General features: G+C 31.4%; 12 protein-coding genes. 3 read left to right on the top strand and 9 right to left on the bottom strand.

Going from position 1 to position 16,292, the window contains the following annotated elements; all coding sequences use genetic code 11:
* Positions 1 to 110 precede the first annotated feature (110 nt).
* A complete protein-coding gene (locus ACQ629_RS08065; RefSeq protein WP_483703914.1) occupies positions 111 to 827 on the bottom strand; it encodes a 3'-5' exonuclease in 717 nt (238 codons plus the stop codon).
* Positions 817 to 2,580 (bottom strand): DUF4153 domain-containing protein, encoded by a 1,764-nt coding sequence (locus tag ACQ629_RS08060; protein WP_483703912.1) that lies wholly within the window; start codon positions 2,578 to 2,580, stop codon positions 817 to 819. The genes ACQ629_RS08065 and ACQ629_RS08060 overlap by 11 nt, the downstream gene beginning before the upstream one ends.
* A 178-nt stretch (positions 2,581 to 2,758) precedes the next feature.
* Here ACQ629_RS08060 and ACQ629_RS08055 point away from each other — a divergent pair, with 178 nt between their 5' ends.
* A complete protein-coding gene (locus ACQ629_RS08055) occupies positions 2,759 to 3,454 on the top strand; it encodes a response regulator transcription factor (RefSeq protein ID WP_483703910.1) in 696 nt (231 codons plus the stop codon).
* A 51-nt stretch (positions 3,455 to 3,505) separates the two neighbouring features.
* A complete protein-coding gene (locus ACQ629_RS08050; protein ID WP_483703908.1) occupies positions 3,506 to 4,552 on the top strand; it encodes a sensor histidine kinase in 1,047 nt (348 codons plus the stop codon).
* A gap of 259 nt (positions 4,553 to 4,811) precedes the next feature.
* Here ACQ629_RS08050 and purD read toward each other — a convergent pair whose 3' ends face one another.
* From purD to rnpA, 4 genes are all read right to left on the bottom strand, one after another.
* The gene (purD, locus tag ACQ629_RS08045) at positions 4,812 to 6,086 is read right to left on the bottom strand and encodes a phosphoribosylamine--glycine ligase (protein WP_483703906.1); all 1,275 of its coding nucleotides are present in this window, start codon (positions 6,084 to 6,086) and stop codon (positions 4,812 to 4,814) included.
* Between the two features lie 155 nt (positions 6,087 to 6,241).
* Positions 6,242 to 7,921 carry a DUF6909 family protein gene (locus tag ACQ629_RS08040; RefSeq protein ID WP_483703904.1) on the bottom strand — a complete coding sequence of 560 codons (1,680 nt, stop codon included), beginning with the start codon at positions 7,919 to 7,921 and terminating at the stop codon, positions 6,242 to 6,244.
* A 42-nt stretch (positions 7,922 to 7,963) separates the two neighbouring features.
* Entirely contained in the window at positions 7,964 to 9,589 is a 1,626-nt protein-coding gene (locus tag ACQ629_RS08035) for a S41 family peptidase (RefSeq protein ID WP_483703902.1), read from the bottom strand.
* Entirely contained in the window at positions 9,579 to 9,962 is a 384-nt protein-coding gene (rnpA, locus tag ACQ629_RS08030; protein ID WP_483703900.1) for a ribonuclease P protein component, read from the bottom strand. The genes ACQ629_RS08035 and rnpA overlap by 11 nt, the downstream gene beginning before the upstream one ends.
* 103 nt (positions 9,963 to 10,065) lie before the next feature.
* Here rnpA and ACQ629_RS08025 point away from each other — a divergent pair, with 103 nt between their 5' ends.
* The gene (locus ACQ629_RS08025; protein ID WP_483703898.1) at positions 10,066 to 11,244 is read left to right on the top strand and encodes an acyl-CoA dehydrogenase family protein; all 1,179 of its coding nucleotides are present in this window, start codon (positions 10,066 to 10,068) and stop codon (positions 11,242 to 11,244) included.
* A 413-nt stretch (positions 11,245 to 11,657) separates the two neighbouring features.
* Here the strand turns inward: ACQ629_RS08025 and ACQ629_RS08020 are convergent, their stop codons facing one another.
* The 3 genes from ACQ629_RS08020 to glpK all read right to left on the bottom strand — a co-directional run bounded on the left by ACQ629_RS08020 (position 11,658) and on the right by glpK (position 14,824).
* The gene (locus tag ACQ629_RS08020; RefSeq protein ID WP_483703896.1) at positions 11,658 to 12,656 is read right to left on the bottom strand and encodes an endonuclease/exonuclease/phosphatase family protein; all 999 of its coding nucleotides are present in this window, start codon (positions 12,654 to 12,656) and stop codon (positions 11,658 to 11,660) included.
* 135 nt (positions 12,657 to 12,791) lie between these two features.
* Positions 12,792 to 13,334 (bottom strand): pyridoxamine 5'-phosphate oxidase family protein, encoded by a 543-nt coding sequence (locus ACQ629_RS08015; protein ID WP_483703894.1) that lies wholly within the window; start codon positions 13,332 to 13,334, stop codon positions 12,792 to 12,794.
* Positions 13,335 to 13,342: 8 nt separating this feature from the next.
* A complete protein-coding gene (gene glpK, locus ACQ629_RS08010) occupies positions 13,343 to 14,824 on the bottom strand; it encodes a glycerol kinase GlpK (protein WP_483703892.1) in 1,482 nt (493 codons plus the stop codon).
* Positions 14,825 to 16,292 lie beyond the last annotated feature (1,468 nt).

Raw genomic sequence — 16,292 nt, 5'->3', positions numbered from 1 at the left:
ATAGAGAACTCGTTATGTAGCTAAAACCCTATTCTCGATACAAATTTCACTGATTTTAATCGTAAAATACACTCGAATTGACAGCATTTTATTAAAATACTAAGTGAATACTAAACTTTAACAATAGCTGTTTCAGCGAGCATGGGTTTGTTTAAAAAGCGCAATACCAATTGTGCTACAGCCACCGTATCACGCTCACAATATTCAACTATACGAGGTAAGTTTTTTTCTTTATAATACACGTTGGCTACTTCGCTACCATCAATATCTTGCTTGGGTGACGGTATGCCTAAAATAGACGTTAATAACTTTAAAGAGGTATAGTGTTTGTAATCGCCAAATTTCCACAGCTCTAATGTATCTAAATGCGGCACTTCCCATGGCTTCTTACCAAATAAATCTAGCTTTTTAGGTAAATCTATTCTGTTTATTATCATTCGGCGTGCGATGTACGGAAAATCGAATTCCTTACCGTTATGTGCGCACAACAAATGTTTATTTTGGTTAAAATGGGTATCGAGTAATTTTTTAAAATCAGTTAAAATAATGGTTTCATCATCCGAAGAAAAAGAAGTAATTCTAAACTGCTCTGCTCCTTCATTTTCTACAAAATAACCTACCGAAATACAGATTATTTTTCCGAATTCAGCCCAAATACCAGCGCGATGATAAAAATCTTCGGCAGTAGTTTCATCCTTTCGTTGGTATTGCGTTTTTAAAGCGTAGAGTTCTTGTTTTTCTTCCGATAAATCAGAAAATAATTCCACTTCAGGAACTGTTTCAATATCTAAAAACAAGATATTTTGTATGTTTATTTTATTTAGCATCCTTTTCTTTTATTAACACGTATGCACCAGCACTTAAAATATAGGCCTTTTTGTTTTTCTTAGGGTTAGATACATAAATGTTTTTAAAGAGAATTTTTACTTTTAAAGAAGAAAGCTCTTTTTCTAACATCATGTATGATCTATCTATATTATAACTTTTACCTTGTTGTTGAAGTTTCTGAATTAAAGTAGTACAATCTATAGTACCTACCAATTCGCCTTGTTTACTTATAGTAAGTATAGCTGCTTCTTTTTGTAATGAGAAACGATACTCGTTAATAGTATTTTCTTCTTTATTGTTGTTTGTGCTTAGGTATAAGTTCTTTAAAAAATCATAGCCTTTTATGTTGATTAATGTTCTAAAATCATCGCCGCTATAATGATAATTTAAATACTTGTTTTTTTGCTTGTCGTTTACTGTAATATTCAAACTATCCATCAACCGTTTTTGCAGCTGCCACTTATTGTCAGTTTTAAAAGCCGTTTTTGGATTATACCCTAAAACCGATGTTGTTTTATCGAGCTCTTGTTTATTATTTAGATAGTTAACGATAGATTGAAGTTGGTTTTTTTTCTGAAAAGTGGTGTTAAAATCGGTGTTTTTAATTTCCGAAAAAACTTTTTCGAATTGACGAACCTGACTTTTTGTGGCGGTAGAAAAAGCGCCCCAAAAGCCAAAAGAAACTAATAAAGAAAGTACCGCTAAACTTAATGGGAATACCCTAATTTTTTTAGTTTTACTAAAAAGCATATATAAAGTTACCCCTAAAATCCATAAAGCTAGTGTGAATACAAAATAGCGGTTTTCTGTAATTCCGTATTCATTTATTCTACGAAAAATGGCTATAAATAATAAAACGATAAGCGGTAACAACAGGTAGTAAAACCATGGGTGAAATTGATTAATAGCTCTCGATTTAATTGTTTTTTGAATAGGGTTTACTAGTATTTGAATACTAAAGCCCAATAAAGACAATGCTACTATTAAATACGAAACCCAGCCTTTAGGCAAGTTCCAGTTAATTAGAATTTTTAAACTGTAAGCATATAAAATGATGAGGTATAAAATTACTAAAGGAATTAGAATATATTTCACTAAAACTTCTAGTGCTTTGGTATAATTAATTACGACCTCATTGTGAATATCTTTAGGAAAATCAGCTAGATAAATCCACGTATTTACAATTCCTAAACAGAGAATAAACATTTGAAAAAAACGTTTTCCATCAAAATCAACATCAAACAAATATTTTACGGCAAGTAATGCTAAGACAACGCCTAAATATAAAATTAAAGAGAATAAAAAACTTCTAGCAATTGCAGTGCTAATAGCTTTTAAGTAGTTAAAATAAGCCGATTTATTCCATTTTAATAAAAAAGGTGCTACAAGAACCAATAAATGACCTGTAATAAAATAGAGCACAAACCTAGTTGTTGATATTGAACTGATCCCTTTACCTTCTATAGAAACACTGCAGTAAAAAATGAGTAAAAACCCTAACGTGATTATGAAAAACCAGGATTTATCCTTTTTAAATTGCGCTATAAAAAAACGAGTAGCAATAAGCCAACTAATTCCGAGTACAAAAGTTAAAATTATCCTTCCATAAAAGGGTGTATCAAAATTCTCTGCATCAGCTGTGTAAAGACAAAACAAAGTTCCAATTATTGCCCAAGAAATGGTAATAGGAAATCGTTTAAAAGCATCTTTAGTTTTAGAAGATATTTCACCTAGTGATGGAATAATTTTCATAGAAATCAATTTTTATAAAGATACAAAACCTCTTTAAAAAAGAAAAACTAACAGCTATTAGATGCATTGCTATTTAAGTAAAGGTTTATGAATGATTAAATGAATGTTAAGTTAAGTATGAGCATACAAGATTTATAATATTATAGTTACTTTTGGATAACACAATATAAAACGACCTATGAACACGAATGATGTTAAAATTTTACTTGTTGATGATGAGCCTGATATTTTAGAAATAGTAGGATATAACTTAAAATCAGAAGGGTATCAAGTTTTTACAGCCAACAATGGTGCAGATGCAGTAAAATTGGCAAAAAAAATAAGTCCGCATTTAATTTTATTAGATATAATGATGCCTCAGATGGATGGTATTGAAGCGTGTCAAAAAATTAGAAGCATTAAATCGTTAGAAGATGTAATTATTTCTTTTTTAACAGCTCGTGGAGAAGATTATTCACAAATGGCAGGTTTTGATGCTGGCGCAGATGATTATATTACAAAACCAGTAAAGCCAAAAATATTAGTAAGTAAAGTAAAATCTCTCTTAAGACGTTTAAAAACGGAAGATGAAAAAGATGCAACAACAAGAGTAGGTGATATTGTTATAAACAGAGATGAGTATGTTGTGTTTAAAGGTGATAAAAAGATAGCTTTACCACGAAAGGAATTCGAATTATTATCATTATTAACGTCAAAACCAGGTAAGGTATTTAAGAGAGAAGTAATTTTAGATAGCGTTTGGGGAAATGAAGTTGTGGTAGGAGGAAGAACGATAGATGTTCATATTCGTAAACTCCGAGAAAAAATAGGAGATGACTTCTTTAAAACCGTAAAAGGAGTTGGATATAAGTTTGTTTTAGAGGAAGAAAAATAAGCAATAAACCAAAAAAATTATACAGATTGCTTATTTAGCAATCTTTTTTTTATGATGAAAAAAATTAAAAAAACATACCGATACGCCCTTTGGTCGGCATTATATTCTACCTCAATATCTGTAGTAATAGCACTGTTATCATATTTCCTTTTAATTAATTTACTAGGTATTGGAGCTGTTCTTGTTTTCGGAATTGTAATGTTTATTATTTCATTCTTCATCATCCAATACAGAGCAGAATATTTTATATACCAAAGAGTAAAAAAACTATATCAAAATATCTCTATTCTAGATGTTAACGATTTAGAAAGAAAAAATGTAACTACAGATGTAGAAGCACTAACAAACAGTGTACAAAAATATGTTGAAGAAAGAAGTGAAGAAATTGCTGTATTAACACAAAGAGATAGTTTTAGAAGAGATTTTTTAGGGAATGTAGCTCACGAGTTAAAAACACCACTTTTTACAGTACAGGGTTATATTTTAACCTTAATAGAAGGTGCTGCTGAAGATGAAGAAATACGCACTAAATATTTAGCACGTGCAAATAAAGGTGTAGAACGATTAACCTCAATTATTAAAGATTTAGACATGATTGCTAAATTAGAAACAGAGGGGATGAAAATGAATATGGAAACCTTTAATATTTTAGAGCTTATTCAAAATGTTTTTGATCTTTTTGAAATGAAAGCGAAGAAGAGAAATATTACTTTAATGTTTGATCGTATTTATGATTTTCCTCATTTTGTTAAAGGGGATGTTGAACGTATAGAGCAGGTTTTAATTAATTTAGTAGTAAACTCTATAAAATATGGTAAAGTAGGAGGGATTACAAAAGTAAGTATCGAAACCTATAACCCTAATAAGTTTATTATTAAAATAATTGATGACGGAGAGGGAATTAAACAAGAGCATATTTCTCGTTTATTTGAGCGCTTTTATCGTGTAGACCAAAGCCGTTCACGAGAACAAGGAGGTTCTGGTTTAGGGTTGTCTATCGTAAAACATATTATCGAAGCACATAACGAAACTATTTTACTAAAAAGCGATTATGGTAAAGGCTCTGAGTTTTCTTTTACTTTAGAAAAAGTAATATAAAGAAGAGTTGATTCCTCAATTTATTTGAATTTAACCTGTTGTTATATTTCTTTTTAGGGATAGTAGACAAAGAAATTTGGAAATAAATTAATAGTTAGATATTTAAAAATACGTCATTGCGAGAAATTTTTATTTCGAAGTAATCTTTTTAATTTATGAATACGGTATTTAAAGATTCCTTTATTTTATTCGGAAAGAGGGGAAGTAAAATTTATAGTATAAAAAAAAGGAGTTGATGTATCAACTCCTTTTTTTAAATTTATATTAAATCGAATCCGATGTCTTTTCGGTAATTCATTCCTTCAAAAGAAATTTTATCAATGCTTTTATAAGACTTTTCTAGCGCTTCTTCAATAGAATCGCCAAAAGAAGTAATTGCCATAACTCTTCCTCCGTTAGACACTACTTTACCGTCTTTTTGGGTAGTTCCTGCATGAAAAACGATAGAATTGGTTACTGATTCAAAACCAGTAATCTCTTTTCCTTTCTCATAAGCTTCAGGATACCCACCGGCAACTAACATTACTGTTGTTGCTGTTTGAGAAGTAACTTCGTATGATTTCTCATTTAAGGTTTGATTAGCAACGCCTTCAAATAAATCAAGCAAGTCAGATTTAATTCTTGGTAAAACAACCTCTGTTTCAGGATCTCCCATACGCACATTGTATTCTACTACTGATGGATTTCCGTTATCATTCATCAATCCTATAAAAATAAACCCGCGATAATCAATTCCGTCTTTTTGTAAACCATCAATAGTTGGTTTTACGACTAAATCTTCCACTTTCTGTAAAAAAGCATCCGTAGCAAAAGGAACCGGAGAAATAGCGCCCATTCCGCCTGTATTTAAGCCAGCATCACCTTCACCAATACGTTTGTAATCTTTTGCAGATGGTAATATTTTATAATTTTTTCCGTCGGTTAAAACGAACACAGAAAGTTCAATTCCGTTTAAAAACTCTTCAATAACTACGGTAGATGAAGCTTCTCCAAATTTTTGATTCGAAAGCATTTCTTCTAATTCAGATTTTGCTTCCGCTAAATCAGTTAAAATTAAAACTCCCTTACCAGCTGCTAATCCATCTGCTTTTAAAACGTATGGAGGTGCTAAAGTTTCTAAGAATTTTTTTCCTTGAGCTAAAGTTTCTGCTGTAAACGATTCGTACTTTGCAGTAGGAATGTTGTGTTTTATCATAAACTGCTTCGAAAAATCTTTACTTCCTTCTAATAAGGCACCGTCTTTTTTAGGCCCAATTACAGGAATGTTTTTCAAGTCGTTATCTGCTAAGAAGAAATCGTGAATACCCGCTACTAAAGGAGCTTCAGGACCTACAACCACCATCGTAATGTTGTGTTGTAAAACAACCTCTTTTACGTTGTTAAAATCGGTAGGATTAATAGCAATATTTGTAGCTACTTTACTTGTACCTGCATTACCAGGTGCTACAAAAAGTTTTTTTGTTTTGTTACTTTCTGAAAGGCTTTTAGCAAATGCATGCTCTCTACCTCCAGATCCTAAAATTAAGATATTCATTGTTGTTGTGTTGTTGTGTTGTAATTGCAAATATAAAGTAAGAAAAAAGGCTACAAGCAAAACAATTCTCAAAAATCAGCTAAAAAACAAAAAAAGCCTTCTTTTTACTTAAAAGAAGGCTTTTTTAAATTTATTTTTTGGCTGTCGCACCGCGACTAAAATATTTGTTCTAATATTTTTTGAGTAATAGCATACGTTGGTGTTACCCCGCTCATTCCTAATCCTCCAGAAGCAAGTGTTGCACCTGTTTCTAACGGGTTATCTGAAGCATAATATGCGTATCTTACTTTAATATCTTCTCGTACATTTCCTCTAATTTTAGAAGCAGATTGAATTGCTTTTTGATAATGCGCGCCTTCCATTTCTAAACCAATAACATTCCAGGTAGAATCGTGGAAGAATTTAAGTAAGTCTTTATTTTGTAAAGAAGTTCCTAGCACACTTACCATGGCTCCGTCAAAAACTTGTACACCAAAACCTTCTAAATCTTCTTTTGTTAATTCGTTTTTAAACGGATAATTATCAGCAGTACCTTCAAAAATATGTGAAGAAGGAATCATAATGTCTCCTTTGCCACCTTCTAAAATACCAGCTTTACCCATAATAGAAACCGAAAGAACATCTAAGTGAGTAGATTTATTCCCTGTTTTATAAGGCTTCAATAATTCATCCATTGTTTCATATGCTTGTTCTCCGAAGGCATAATCCATTACAATGATAACGGGTTTTTCTCCTACAGAATTCACTTTTTCATATGAAGTTGTATCGAAATCGATTTTTTCAGTATCAATAATTTGAACATTGATATTGGTTCCTGAAGTGTCTTTTAAATAAATCAATCCGTTTTCTGATGCGTAATTTTTAACAGCCTTTTGTAAAGGTTGGCTATTTGCGTTACTTAATACTTCAAAAAGCTCAAACCCTTTATGTTTTTTCGTTTCTTTTGGTAGGGCATTTTGTGCGTAAATACTATTCATAACACTGTGCATATTGGCACTAATAATATGAATAGGGCGTTCTAGTAAATTATTATCTACAAGATTTTTTTTAATGTTATTTGCCCAAATTTCACCATAAAAATGATGTCCGATTTCCTCAATTAAAACAGAACTAAATTTTACAGAGCGTTTTTGTTCTAAAAGCGCTTCGTTTATAGCTAGTTTACCTAACCAATAAATAAGGTGGAAAAAACGATTCGGATTTTCTTCAGTTGCAAATGTATTATAGGCATCGTATACCTCGTCGTATGTTCTTCCTAAGATATTACCAAGGTGCACAACAATTACATCTTTTTCTTCATCCGTAAGGGTTTTGTTATATAAAACAATCTCTTCTAAATGAACCCATTCTCTAATAAAACCTTCGCCATTATCAATAACAACGCGATCTTTAATTTTATGAGATTCTATAAATAAGAAAGTAAGGTGGGTAAGGATATCGTAAATTTCAGAACGACCACGCGTAATTTCAATATTCATTTGATCTTTATCGATACGGTAACAATTTCTTCTTCTTTTCGGAGGAACAATTGTTTTGAATTTAGAGTTTCTATAACCTTCATCAGCGGTTAAATAAATGAACTGGCACTCTTCAATTCCTTCAGGTAATCGCTCTATAATATATACTAAACCGTTTAATTCGGTTTTGTCTTCAGCGATAGATCCGTAAATTTCAGGTCTTAATTGTAATAATGATTTACGTAATGTTTCTCCAGAAATACCCATTGGTTTATAAAAACCACGACTAAATAAATGACGCATAGAAATGTATAATTTTTCTATGGCATTGGTAGACTCTTGGGCTCTGGTACGTTCTTTATGGTTGGGTTTTGACATATTTGTTTTTAAAGCACAAATATACAAAATATGTTGTGGATACTATTTCGTTAAAACAGCATTATATTTTTTTTGATTTTTCAGTAAATCTACCGCTTTACTTATGGTTTCATCGTTTTTAAGTTGATGTTTATAAACACCTTCTTTATAAGCATATCGCTTTATAATTTCGTTTTGTATCTCTTTTGATAAAATATCTTCGTTTAAGGCTATTTTACTAACTTTCTCTTTTTTTAATTTTTGCGAAATATCATTATATTCTGATGAAATAGCAATGTTGTTCTTTACTGAAAGATAAGCTGTTTTAAATAAATGCTCTTCTTTAGTAATAAAAACAGTGTCTTTATTTAATAAGTAGTCTTTAAAGTTACTGAAATCAGTAGTTTTAAAAAGGTAATTTTCAGTGTTTAAATTTAAGTTTTCATTTGTAAAATCGGTTACAAAATTAAAAATAGCTCTCGATTTTAATAGCTTTTTTGTTGCTGTATTTTTTTTTGAAAACGCCATTTTTATATCAGGCGTTACGCCGCCACCTTCATAAACTGTTCGTCCGTTTCTTGTGGTAAATAAACTTACATATCCGTCAGAAAACTTGGGAACTTTCCCTGTCTTAGCATCGCGATTAGCATAATCTAATTCCTGAATACAACGACCACTTGGCGTATAATATTTAGAAATTGTAGCCTTCATTTGTGTTCCGTAATTTAGCTTAAAATAACGTTGCACTAAGCCTTTACCAAAAGAGCGTTCGCCCATAATTACGGCACGATCGTAATCTTGTAAAGCACCAGAAACAATTTCTGAAGCTGATGCAGAGTGATCGTTTATTAAAACAACTATAGGGATTTCTGTATCTAAAGGATCTTGGCTTGTTTTATAAGTTCTGCTATTTTTTTTAATTTTTCCTCGAGTATCAACCACCTTTAATCCTTTTGGGATAAATAAATTAGTAATATTTACGGCATCAAATAAAGAGCCACCAGGATTGCTTCGTAAATCGAAAACCAACTTTTTCATCCCTTTTTCTTTTAATTCTTTAAAAGCTTTAGAAACCTGTTGTGTTGCTTTTTGACTTGTAAAACGGGTTAAAATAATATAGCCAGTTTCTGTATCAATCATATCGTAAAAAGGAACCGGATTTACAATAATTTTATCTAGTTTTAAGTTGATGTTTTTAGTAATATTGTTTCTGAGAATAACTAAAGAAAGCTCTTTATTAGGAGTTCCTTTTATCATTTGAGAATATTGACTTTTCTCTAACTCAACCAATTTTTGATCATTTACAGTGGTAATAATATCACCAGCTTTTAAACCTGCTTTATCAGCTGAAAAACCTTTGTAAACCTCAGTAATTACAATGCCTTTTTTTGTGTAAAAAGTAGTAATTCCGATGCCACCATATTCCCCTTCACGGCGAATTCGTGCATCTTCCACTTCTTGTTCGTCGTAAAAATTAGTGTAAGGATCTAAGCTTTTTAAAGTGTTTTTTATGGCTTTATTAGTTAACTCACCAGGGTTAATTTCATCAATATAATTAATGTTTAACTCCTTAAATAGGTTGTTGTAAATCTCTATTTGTTTCGCTATTTCAAAAAAGCGAGATTGAAATGAGAACAACAATGAAATGATAACTAGAGCGCTAAAAAAAAGTACTTTTCTATTTTTCATCCTTGGTAGTTTCTGCAACAAAAAGTGTTAATAATTTCTGCATTTTACGTTCTATATCAGCATACGTCCATTCATCTCTTGCAATATAAGAAATCATAAATACATGCGGTTGATTTACAGCGTCATAAACAGTATATTTTTCTTTTCTGTAGGTTTCTCGAAGTAACCGTTTGATGCGGTTTCGATCAACAGCGCTTTTAAAATTTCTTTTAGGAACAGAAACCCCTACCTGAACAGGAAATTTAGAAGTATGTTCAGTTTGAATATATACCATTCGAAGCGGAAATACTTTTATAGATTTCCCCTCTTCGTATAGCTTTTCTATTAGCTTTTTGCTCTTTAATCGTTCTTGTTGTCCTAGCGTAAATCTCATCTATTACAAACATACATAAATCGATACTAAAAACCATTTTTTTGAGTATTTTTGAATCAATACTTTTAAATAAAACTACTGTAATTAACTTTAGCGCAAACCTATGAAAGCCGATTTGTTTCAAGCTCCCGATTATTATCAAACAGATGATTTATTAACTAATGAGCACAAACTTGTTAGAGATACTGCTCGTGAATGGGTAAAGAAAAATTTATCACCGATTATTGAAGATGCTGCGCAAGAAGCGAAATTCCCTACACAATTATTAGGTGGTTTAGCTGAGGTTGGTGCTTTTGGTTCATATATACCTCAAGAATATGGTGGCGCAGGATTAGACCAAATTTCTTACGGATTAATAATGCAAGAGTTAGAGCGTGGTGATAGCGGTATTCGTTCAACAGCATCGGTGCAATCTTCGTTAGTAATGGGGCCAATTTATAATTACGGAAACGAAGCGCAGCGAAAAAAGTATTTACCAAAATTAGCTTCTGGTGAATGGATAGGGAGTTTTGGTTTAACAGAGCCTAACCACGGAAGTAATCCGGCAGCAATGGAAACTAAGTTTAAAGATATGGGAGACCATTACTTACTTAACGGTGCAAAAATGTGGATTTCTAATGCGCCTATTTGTGATGTTGCTGTGGTTTGGGCAAAGAACGAAGAAGGGCGTATTCATGGTTTATTAGTTGAAAGAGGTATGGAAGGTTTTTCTACACCAGAAACACATAATAAATGGTCATTAAGAGCCTCAATTACAGGAGAGCTTATTTTTGATAATATAAAAATCCCTAAAGAAAATTTATTGCCTAACAAATCAGGGTTAGGAGCACCGTTGTTATGTTTAGATGCTGCTCGTTATGGTATTGCTTGGGGTGCAATTGGTGCGGCGATGGATTGCTATGATACAGCTTTGCGTTATGCAAAAGAACGCACACAATTTGGTAAACCAATAGGCCAATTTCAACTTCAACAAAAAAAATTGGCTGAAATGATTACTGAAATTACCAAGGCACAATTGTTAATTTGGCGATTGGGTGTTTTAAAAAATGAAGGACGTGCAACGTCGGCTCAAATATCTATGGCAAAACGTAATAATGTAGATATGGCTATAAAAATAGCCAGAGAAGCAAGACAAATTTTAGGCGCCATGGGAATATCAGGAGAGTATTCTATTATGAGACATGCAATGAATTTAGAAAGTGTAATTACCTATGAAGGAACACATGATGTTCATTTATTAATTACCGGTTTAGATATTACCGGATTAAATGCTTTTAAATAAAAAGAAATGTTCTGGTTATTAAGTCCCCCGAAAATGAACAGAACACTTCCCTTTAAATTAACTATTCATAAAATAAGAAGAAGTACTCTAAAAGTTTAACCACCAACATATAAATAGAGTACTCCTTCTAATAATTAACTATTATAATTATTGATACAAAGGGTTATTCTTTTTTCTTATCGCTATTTATAAGAATTAAGAGCGTTGTAACTAACCCAAGGCAAACAAAACCAAAAATGATTATCATTACGGTACCGTTTATCCATGAAACTAAGGGTAAATTAACTAACTGTATCATATCATTTTCATTTACTTCAAAAGTAAATATATGTTTTGAATCAAAACATGATTTTTATCAGGTTTCAAAAAATAGATTATTAGAATTTTAAGAGCCTAATCGGACAAAAATATAATTAAGTTCGGTTGCTGCTTTTTTCTTTTTTCCCTTTGTAAATTAATTCAGTTGTTTCTTCACCTTCACCTTTAGTAGTTGTTTTAATAGTATTATTGATTACTGAAGGGGTGATGCAGAAAACACAACAAATAGGAAAATGATCAGAACCTATATATCCTAAAAGACGTAATTCTTTTATAATAATAGAAGTGCTGTGAAAAACTAAATCTAAAGGAGCTCTAAAAAACCAATATTTAGCATGATAGGAGGCAAGAATTCCTCGTCCATTTCTGCCATCAATTAGCCCACTATTTTTACGAAATAAATCAGCAATTCTAGACCAAGATACAGTGTTAAAATCGCCAACAACAAGTGTAGGTTTATTAATTTCTTTAACCCGTTTAGCGATACACATTAGGTCGCCATCGCGTTCCTTAGAGGTTGTTTCTTCGGTTGGGCTAGGCGGCGGCGGATGCACACAGAAAACAACAAAACCTTCTCCGTTTTTGTTTTTAAAATGAGCCTCAATACTAGGGATGTCATTGGCAACAAAGTAGTGTGTCTTTATTTTTTGAAAAGGAATTTTAGCATATAAATGCATTCCGTAGGTATTATCTAAGGTTATTTTTTGGGTATAAGGATATTCGTTTTCTAGGCTGCGCATTTCAAACTCCCAATCTTCATTACTTTCTATAGTAACAAAAAAATCAGGTTTTTCACTTCGGATAAAATCTTTAAACCTTTTAAACTGAGAATTAAATTGATAAATATTAGCAGAAATAACTTTAAAACTTTCTGAATAGACAGTACTTTTATTTTCAGACTTATAGAATTTTGTAAAACGAGCTAAAAGGTATGAATTATAAATAATTAAAGTAATTTGGAACATTAAGACGAACCAAAACCAATTATTTTTATCACTAAAAACAAAAAGACCAATACTTGTAATTATTTGAAGTATTAATAGCTGTATTTTAATAAATTCGGGAACACGAAAAACCCAATGCTGATTTTTCACAAACGGCAGTAGATTTAAAAAAATAAGGACTAACGATAAAATTAAAAAAAAAACATCCATTTCTAAGAATTTACACAAAGTTACCAAAAATAGAATGCCTATTCCATTAGCTTAATATTGAGGTAAAAGTTAAAGTTATTTTTTAAATTTAGTATCTAATCCATCAATACTAGTTTGGTTTTTGTCTTCCCAATATTGCTCAATTTCACTTTCTCCTATATCGTTTGCCCAATCTAATAACTCGTTGCGTTCTTCTTTGTATTCATAGAAAGGGATTGACATACCACATGAATTTTGTGCGCTTTCAATAGTTACATCAAATATTTGTCGGGTGCCTGATAGTTTAGGAAATTGACTAATTAATTCATTCCAATTCGTATCATTTGGCAATACTTCTTTTGCTTTGCCGTATAAGCGTAAAATGTTAGGAGCGCCTTCAAAAGCACAAAACATAATAGTAATTCTCCCGTTTTCTAATAAGTGAGCTGAGGTTTCGTTTCCGCTACCAGTAACACTTAACCATGCAACGCGGTTTTCGTTTAATACACGAAAAGAATCCATTCCTTTTGGAGACAAATTTATGCGTCCGTCTTTAGCAGCCGTTGCTACAAAAAACACCTTTTGTGTTTCTATAAATTTTTGAATTCTAGAAGTAATTTTATTGTAAAATTTAGCCATAATAATTTTTAATCTTCCCAATCTTTAGTACGTTCAACCGCTTTTTGCCATTTTGCGTATAATTTTTCTCTTTTTTCTGAAGAAAAAGTAGGAGTAAATGTGTTATTAATTTTTCGCCTATTTAAAATATCTTGTTGTTTCCATAATCCAACACAAATACCAGCTAAATAGGCAGCACCCATAATGGTGGTTTCAATAATTTCTGGTCGTTCAACTTTTGTATTTAAAATATCTGCTTGAAATTGCATTAAATAATCATTAGCACAAGCGCCGCCATCAACTTTTAACGAAGTTAATTTAACTTCGCTATCTTTTTGCATTACCTCTAAAATATCTTTAGTTTGGTAGGCAAGCGAATCTAAAGTTGCTTTTATTATATGATTTTTACCTGTGTCGCGAGTTAATCCGAAAATAGCACCACGCGCATACATATCCCAATAAGGTGCGCCTAAACCCGCAAAAGCAGGGACAACATATACAGGGTTTTCTTCTGTTATACTTTTAGCTATAGCTTCACTTTGTTCAGCATTGTTAATAATTTGCAATCCGTCACGTAACCACTGAATTGCCGATCCTGCAACAAACACACTTCCTTCAAGCGCATAATATACTTTATTATCAATTCCCCAGGCAATGGTAGTTAACAATCCGTTTTTAGAGTATTCAAGATTTTCACCAGTATTCATTAGCATAAAACAGCCGGTACCGTAGGTGTTTTTAGCTTCCCCTTTAGTAAAACATGCTTGTCCGAAAAGAGCTGCTTGCTGATCTCCAGCAATTCCTGTAATCGGAATTTGATACCCGTCTAATTCATAATTTCCAAAATGATGAGATGAGGGTTTTACTTTTGGTAATATTGATAGAGGAATACTGAGTTCTTTTAATAATTTTTCGTTCCAACACAAATTTTTAATATCATACAGCATAGTTCGCGAAGCATTGCTGTAGTCTGTAGCATGAACTTTACCATTGGTTAAGTTCCAAAGTAACCAGCTATCAATAGTGCCAAATAGTAAATTTCCTTTATCAGCTTCTAATTTTGCACCTTCAACATTGTTTAGTATCCAATTTATTTTGGTGGCAGAAAAATAACTATCTATTACTAAGCCTGTAGTTTTACGCACATAGTTTTCTAATCCTTTTTTCTTTAATTGCTCGCAAATAGTAGCTGTTCGTTTGTCTTGCCAAACAATAGCATTGTATATTGGTTTACCGGTGTTTTTATTCCAAACAACAGTGGTTTCTCTTTGGTTTGTAATACCAATTCCAACAATTTCTGAAGGTAGAATTTTAGCTTTAAGAATTACTTCTTTTAATGTAGATAACTGAGTTTCTAAAATCTCTTCAGCATTGTGTTCTACCCAACCAGGATGTGGAAAAATTTGCTTAAATTCCTGCTGATTTATTGCAATTATTTCTCCCGATTCGTTAATAATTACCGAACGAGAACTCGTAGTACCTTGATCTAACGCAAGAATATATTTTGCCATTTACATTATAATGTAATAATTAAAAAAAGCAATTTACAATTTAAAATTTGGCAAATAAAAAACCTTCTTGATAATTTTATCAAGAAGGTTTTTACCCCTTTTTTAATTACTACTAATGTTTTAAAGCATATCCAGCCCCTTTACCTAATTCAGATAAAGTAGCTAAAAAGTCGTTTAAAATTTTTGTAGTTTTTTTAAGTAAAAAAATCCCCATCTTTTTAAAATTTAATTAATACCCCTTAATTTTTGTTCAAAAGAACACTACAAATATATGGCAGCTATTTTGTTTTATAAAGGGGATTACCGCAACAAAAAGTGTGTATTTCCGTATGGGAATAGAGGTTAATTTTATAGCTGTAAAAAACCTTCTAGAAATTTCTAGAAGGTTTGTTTTCCCCTTAAGTATCATATTTCGTTATATCCCCATATTTACAAAGCATGATATGACAAATATATAGTACTTATATTGTTTTAGAAAAGGGATTACCGCAAAAAAAAGTGTGTATTTCCGCAAAGTCTATAAAGATGAATAATAGATTATTACTACTAGTGTTTTAATGCGTAACCAGCTCCTTTACCTAGTTCTGATAAAGTTGCTAAAATTTCGTTTAAAATTCCCGTTGTTTTTTTAAGTAAATAAATCCCCATTTTTATAATTTTTAATTAACACCCTTTAATTTTTGTTCAAAAGGACACTACAAATATATGGGAGCTATTTTGTTTTATAAAGGGGATTACCGCAACAAAAAGTGTGTGTTTCCGTATGGCTATAGAGGTTAATTTATAATATAAAAAACCTTCTAGAAATTTCTAGAAGGTTTTTATTCCTTAATTGCCATCTTTGTTATATCCCCATATTTACAAAGCATGATATGACAAATATATAGTACTTATATTGTTTTAGAAAAGGGATTACCGCAAAAAAAAGTGTGTATTTCCGCAAAGTCTATAAAGATGAATAATAGATTATTACTACTAGTGTTTTAATGCGTAACCAGCTCCTTTACCTAGTTCAGATAAAGTTGCTAAAATTTCGTTTAAAATTCCCGTTGTTTTTTTAAGTAAAAAAATCCCCATTTTTATAATTTTTAATTAACACTCTTTAATTATTGTTCAAAAGAACACTACAAATATATGGCAGCTATTTTGTTTTATAAAGGGGATTACCGCAACAAAAAGTGTGTATTTCCGTATGAGTATAGAGGTTAATTTTATAGCTGTAAAAAACCTTCTAGAAATTTCTAGAAGGTTTGTTTTCCCCTTAATATCATATTTCGTTATATCCCCATATTATTGAAATCTGATGTTACAAATATATAGCAGCTCTTTTATTTAATAAAGGGGATTACCGCAAAAAAAAGTGTGTATTACCGCAATGATTTTTATGAAAATTATAAAAACAAAAAAACCCATCAATAGCCTTGATAGGTTTTTTAAACTTGTTTCTTTTTCAAAATCTTCCCATATA

The organism is Tenacibaculum sp. SM2510 (genome assembly GCF_057002845.1).
This window is presented reverse-complemented; position numbering and strand designations above follow the sequence as displayed.